At 59.8% G+C, this 5,337-nt stretch carries 6 protein-coding genes and 1 pseudogene; all 7 read left to right on the top strand.

Going from position 1 to position 5,337, the window contains the following annotated elements:
• The coding region (locus ACCAA_RS21630; protein WP_186409314.1) for a DUF4351 domain-containing protein at positions 1–259 on the top strand (259 nt) is incomplete at its 5' end.
• A 297-nt stretch (positions 260–556) separates the two neighbouring features.
• On the top strand, positions 557–781 hold the full coding sequence (locus tag ACCAA_RS21625) for a DUF4351 domain-containing protein (protein WP_245754735.1): 225 nt from the start codon (positions 557–559) through the stop codon (positions 779–781).
• Between the two features lie 322 nt (positions 782–1,103).
• Positions 1,104–1,560 (top strand): annotated as a pseudogene (locus tag ACCAA_RS21620) (Gfo/Idh/MocA family protein); the annotation flags it as partial.
• A 320-nt stretch (positions 1,561–1,880) separates the two neighbouring features.
• A complete protein-coding gene (locus tag ACCAA_RS21615; RefSeq protein WP_186409313.1) occupies positions 1,881–2,177 on the top strand; it encodes a hypothetical protein in 297 nt (98 codons plus the stop codon).
• 176 nt (positions 2,178–2,353) lie between these two features.
• Entirely contained in the window at positions 2,354–3,304 is a 951-nt protein-coding gene (locus tag ACCAA_RS21610; protein ID WP_186409312.1) for a DUF4351 domain-containing protein, read from the top strand.
• A gap of 217 nt (positions 3,305–3,521) precedes the next feature.
• Positions 3,522–4,472 (top strand): DUF4351 domain-containing protein, encoded by a 951-nt coding sequence (locus ACCAA_RS22645; RefSeq protein WP_425394513.1) that lies wholly within the window; start codon positions 3,522–3,524, stop codon positions 4,470–4,472.
• 454 nt (positions 4,473–4,926) lie between these two features.
• Positions 4,927–5,211: a hypothetical protein gene (locus ACCAA_RS21600; RefSeq protein ID WP_342674081.1), complete on the top strand. Its 285-nt coding sequence runs from the start codon at positions 4,927–4,929 to the stop codon at positions 5,209–5,211.
• Positions 5,212–5,337: the final 126 nt, after the last annotated feature.

Raw genomic sequence — 5,337 nt, 5'->3', positions numbered from 1 at the left:
CGTCACCATGCCCTACGTTACCTCTGCCGAACGCTTTGGCATCGAAAAAGGATTGCAGCAAGGATTGCAGCAAGGATTGCAGCAAGGTCGGCAGGAAGGGGAGTCTGCCCTCCTGCAGAGCCAACTCGCCCGTCGCTTCGGTACGCTTCCTGATGCCGTCCGCGCCCGACTGGCCAAGGCCACAGTTGATCAGCTCGAAAACTGGGCGATCAAGGTCCTTGACGCCAGGTCCCTCGACGAAGTCTTCGATCAGGATTGAGCACCGGATTGCTGCCACGTTGCTACGCTAAGTGCCGTGGCGATGGCAGTAGCACGGTGGCAGGGGGAGCGGTCATCGTGAGCGCGGCGCGTCCAGCTTCCCACTTCACGGTCATTGCGAGCGAAGCGCGGCAATCCATGGCGTGGCAGCGCGGCAGCCGTAAGCTAGCGGCCCGCTTCTCTGGACTGCCGCGTCGCTGCGCTCCTCGCTGCCGTGCTCGACTGGATAATGCGCCTGCCGGAAGGCCTGGAGGATAAGCTGCGGCAAGATATCGAACAAATTGAATGAGAGCGCAAAATGCCCTACGTCACCAGCGTCGAACGTCGTGCCACCGAACGCGGAATCCAGCAAGGCATGCAGCAAGGCGAAGAAAAGGTACTCGAACGGTTGCTTACCCGCCGCTTCGGCCCGCTCAGCGAAGCTACCCGGCAGCGGCTCAAGAACGCCACGCTGGAACAGCTTGAACGCTGGACCGACAACATCCTGGATGCCGCCACCCTGGAAAAAGTCTTCAAAGACTGATCATTTCTTGGGCAGTGGGTGACCCTGTTCTTCCTCGGTACTGTAGGAGCCCGATTTCTCGGGCGAAGCCAGTCTGCTTCCCCGGACCAACAACGCCTCGTCGCCATCTTCTAAAACGAATGGCACCCAGAGCCTTTCCAGCCACGCTATCGCGATCATCACGGGCTACACCGAGCCCTCGCGCAAGGGATAACGGAAGTGGGGACGTCCCGATCATCCGTCGTCCGAAGCATTCAGCCAACAAAGCGGAGCAAGATCCATTGGGTGTAAGCAGACCGAATATGTGATTCGTATCCAACCTCAACCTTGATACCAATTCACCATGAACCCGATCATCCAGAACCGAAAAATCCGAATCGCCGTTGTCGGCTGTGGCCGCATCGCCAAGAATCATTTTGCGTCCATTGAGGCCCATTCCGACCAGCTTGAGCTCGTTGCTGTTTGCGATAACAACCCCAGCATACTCGAAGCACACAAGGAGCAGTATCAGGTTCCGGGCTATCAACGCCTTGAAGACATGCTCAAGGTCGAAGCTTGATCTGGTCGCGCTCTGCACTCCGAGCGGCCTGCATCCTGAGCAGGCCATTGCGGCTTCTCGCCATCGCGTCAATGTGATGACCGAAAAGCCCATGGCTACCCGTTGGCAGGATGGCGTACGCATGGTCAGAGACTGCGATCAAGCGGAAGTTTACCTCTTTGTTGTCAAGCAGAACCGCCGCAATACAACGCTGCAATTGCTCAAGCGGGCGGTCGAAGAAAAGCGCTTTCGCAAGATCTATGCAAGTAGAAGCCGTTTATAACCATGGTCACCTGGAATTGCCGAAGCACCTTCGTCTTAAACACGCTGTGGTGAATGTCGTACTGATTCTCCCTGATGACGAGGTCCTGGCAGACCCGCCAGGCGACCCTGATCAGCCCACAGCAACCGCTGCCCGTGCGCCGGACCTTTCTACGAAAGGAGCGTCAGCCCAGGGGCGCACAGTCCGTGCCGCCATCGACGAAATACTTGGTCCGTGGAAGCAGCAGATTCATGGTGGTCCACCGATGCCGGACGATAGCTTCGATCGACTGCGCTACCAGGCTCTGGAGGACAAGCACCTTGGCCGTCAATAAACATCTGGTCCTCGACGCCAGCGTGATTCTCGATCTATGGCTCAGGCCGGAACGCGCCACGGCGACCGAAGGACTTTTTTTACTGCGCCGAACAGGGGCGAACGTCCCTATGGGTCAGCGCCGCCAGCCTGAACAGGCGCTGGAGTGGTTGCTACAGGACAACTCCGCTCACCCGGAAGCCTTGAGTTTCATTGATCTTGCCGCACAACAGGTCGCGCTCCGTCCTCAGATCGAACGTAACATGGACGCCGTGCTGCGCCACGGCCAATTTCTAATCGCTTGAACTCGCTGATTGCCGCCGCCATCGTGCCGGGAAACAATGCGACTGACGCGCTGTTTCCTTGCCGGCTGCCTGATCCGCCAGGCCACGACCCGATTGGTGGTACTTACGCGAAAAAATGCTAATTAGATATGCGCAATCCTGATCACTTGGCACGGACTGGACGACAAGGCACAGCCATGCAAAACCAGACATCTCCAAGCGACGACTACGACACCCCGTGGAAAGACGCGATCACGCGCTACTTTCCCGAATTCATGGCTGTCTACTTCCCGGCGGCTCACGCAGAAATCGATTGGCAGCAAGCGCACGTCTTCCTCGACCAGGAACTCGCCCAGATCGTCCAGGACGCCGAACTCGGCAAACGCCTGGTGGACCGCCTCGTCCAGGTCAGCACCCGCGACGCCGGCGAGCAATGGGTTTACATTCACGTCGAAGTCCAGGGACAGCACGACGCCAATTTCCCCGAACGCCTGTTCACCTACAACTACCGCCTCTACGATCGCTATCGTCGTCCGGTTGCCAGCCTGGCCGTTCTCGCAGACGAGGGCGAGAACTGGAAGCCGACTTACTTCGGCTACCAACTATTCGGCTGCGAGGTGGGCATCCGCTTCCCGACCGTCAAGATCCCCGACTACGCCGACCAGGCCGAAGCCCTCCTCGCCGACCCCAATCCTTTTGCCCTGGTCACCGCGGCGCACCTGTTCACCCGCCAGACAAAGGGTGACCCCGAGCAACGCTATGCGGCAAAATGGCGGTTGGCCAAACTGCTCTACGAACGGAAGTGGGACAAACAGCGCATCATCGACCTGTTCAGCGTCATCGACTGGCTGATGCGTCTGCCGACCGAACTGGAGAAGCGGCTGATGCAAGAGGTTTACACACTGGAAATGAACGTCACCATGCCCTACGTTACCTCTGCCGAACGCTTCGGCATCGAAAAAGGATTGCAGCAAGGCCGGCAAGAAGGGGAGGCTGCGCTCCTGCAGAGCCTGCTCGCCCGTCGCTTCGGCACCTTGCCGGATGCCGTCCGCGCACGACTGGTCAGTGCTCCTGTTGATCAGCTCGAAAGCTGGGCGATCAAGGTCCTTGACGCCAGGTCCCTCGACGAAGTCTTCGATCAGGATTGAGCACCGGATTGCTGCCACGTTGCTACGCTAAGTGCCGTGGCGATGGCAGTAGCACGGTGGCAGGGTGGAGCGGTCATCGTGGGCACGGGCGCCTCCAGCTTCCCACTTCACGGTCATTGCGAGCGAAGCGCGGCAATCCAGGGCCTGGCAGCGCGGCAGCCGTAAGCTAGCGGCCCGCTTCCCTGGACTGCCGCGTCGCTGCGCTGCGCTCCTCGCAGTGCAACCGATAACTACGCGGCGTTACATCCTACGTGCCGAGGCAGCGCAACGGCGAGCGAAGCGGATTGGCAGCGAAGATCTGCTTCCAGCATCGCGGCGTGAGTTCCTGTACACGCTGGGCCGGATGCTGGCCGACACTCTCGTCCAAGTCACCCTCCAGGACGGCCAGCCCCGCTGGATCTTCATCCATATCGAAATTCAAGGCCAGCGAGACAGCGATTTCGCCCATCGCATGTTCACCTACAACTACCGGCTCTACGACCGCTACCGCCGTCCGGTCGCCAGTCTCGCCGTGTTGGCAGACGACGGCGAAAACTGGAAACCCACCCACTTCGGCTACCAGCTATTTGGCTGCGAAGTCGGCATCCGTTTCCCAACCGTCAAGATTCTCGATTACGCCGACCAGGCCGAAGCCCTCCTGGCGGACCCCAACCCCTTCGCCCTGGTTACCGCGGCGCACCTGTTCACCCGCCAGACAAAGGGTGACCCCGAGCAACGCTATAGGGCAAAATGGCGGCTGGCCAAGCTCCTCTACGAACGCAACTGGGACAAGCAGCGCATCATTGACCTGTTCAGCGTCATCGACTGGCTGATGCGTTTGCCGACAGAACTCGAGAAGCGGCTGATGGACGAAGTCTACACACTGGAAAGGAACGTCACCATGCCCTACGTTACCTCTGCCGAACGCTTTGGCATCGAAAAAGGATTGCAGCAGGGATTGCAGCAAGGATTGCAGCAAGGATTGCAGCAAGGATTGCAGCAAGGAGAGCAACAAGGCATGCAAAAAGGGGAAGCTACCCTCCTGCAGAGCCAACTCGCCCGTCGCTTTGGTACGCTTCCTGACGCCGTCCGCGCCCGACTGGCCAACGCCACAGTTGAGCAGCTCGAAAGCTGGGCGCTCAACATCTTTGACGCCAAATCGCTGGACCAAGTCTTCGATCAGGACTGAGCACCGGATCTCTGCCGCCTTGATGCGCTCCGCACAGTGGCGGTAACGGTAACGGAGGGTGGCGCCGCCATCCTGAGCGCAGCCCCCTGACATCATTGCGAGCGCAGCGCCGCAATCCAGTCCTTTACTAGCCCGTCGCCGAACAGCAGGCGAGCAGCGCTTATCGCACGATTCATCAGGCGAAAAGGCCATAACCGGGACCCGTGACCCTCACCCCCGGAATCGCCCACCACGGCGCTACCGGTTCCTGCCCCCAGCTCAGCCTGCCCGACGGCCAGTCCGCGCCCGTCGATTGCGGCCCATTCCGGGGCGCGGAGACTTCCAGCGACACACGCCGCCGGGCGCGTCAACGGCATTCCCTCAAAGTCGACGCCTGCGATGTCAATTTCACCCACCGTACTCCCGCGCGCGGTATCGTGATCGTTCTGCACGGAACCGACGACAAGGCACAGCCATGGACAACCAGACCTCACCCAACGACGACTACGACACCCCGTGGAAAGACGCGATCACGCGCTACTTCCCCGAGTTCATGGCTTTCTACTTCCCGTCGGCGCACGCCGAAATCGACTGGCAGCAAGCGCACGTCTTCCTCGACCAGGAACTTGCCCAGATCGTCCAGGACGCCGAACTCGGCAAACGCCTGGTGGACCGCCTCGTCCAGGTCAGCACCCGCGAAGCGGGCGAGCAATGGGTTTACATTCACGTCGAAGTCCAGGGCCAGCACGATGCGGAGTAACTTCTCAAAAAGCGCGGGCATGACCGTTCGCTGAATCTGGGATTCTTGCTTGCAGGTTGTGCTGGACACAGCGCGCGAAGCGTGGTTCAATCTGCAGGCATGAGCACCGAGACCCCTCAGAAACTT

Origin of the sequence: Candidatus Accumulibacter aalborgensis (assembly GCF_900089955.1) — a bacterium.
Lineage (GTDB): Bacteria > Pseudomonadota > Gammaproteobacteria > Burkholderiales > Rhodocyclaceae > Accumulibacter > Accumulibacter aalborgensis.
This window is presented reverse-complemented; position numbering and strand designations above follow the sequence as displayed.

Bases quoted from the DNA above. Each gene is read 5' to 3' on its own strand.
- ACCAA_RS21610 (WP_186409312.1), top strand. From the start codon at position 2,354: ATGCAAAACCAGACATCTCCAAGCGACGACTACGACACCCCGTGGAAA.
- ACCAA_RS21625 (WP_245754735.1), top strand. From the start codon at position 557: ATGCCCTACGTCACCAGCGTCGAACGTCGTGCCACCGAACGCGGAATC.
- ACCAA_RS21600 (WP_342674081.1), top strand. From the start codon at position 4,927: ATGGACAACCAGACCTCACCCAACGACGACTACGACACCCCGTGGAAA.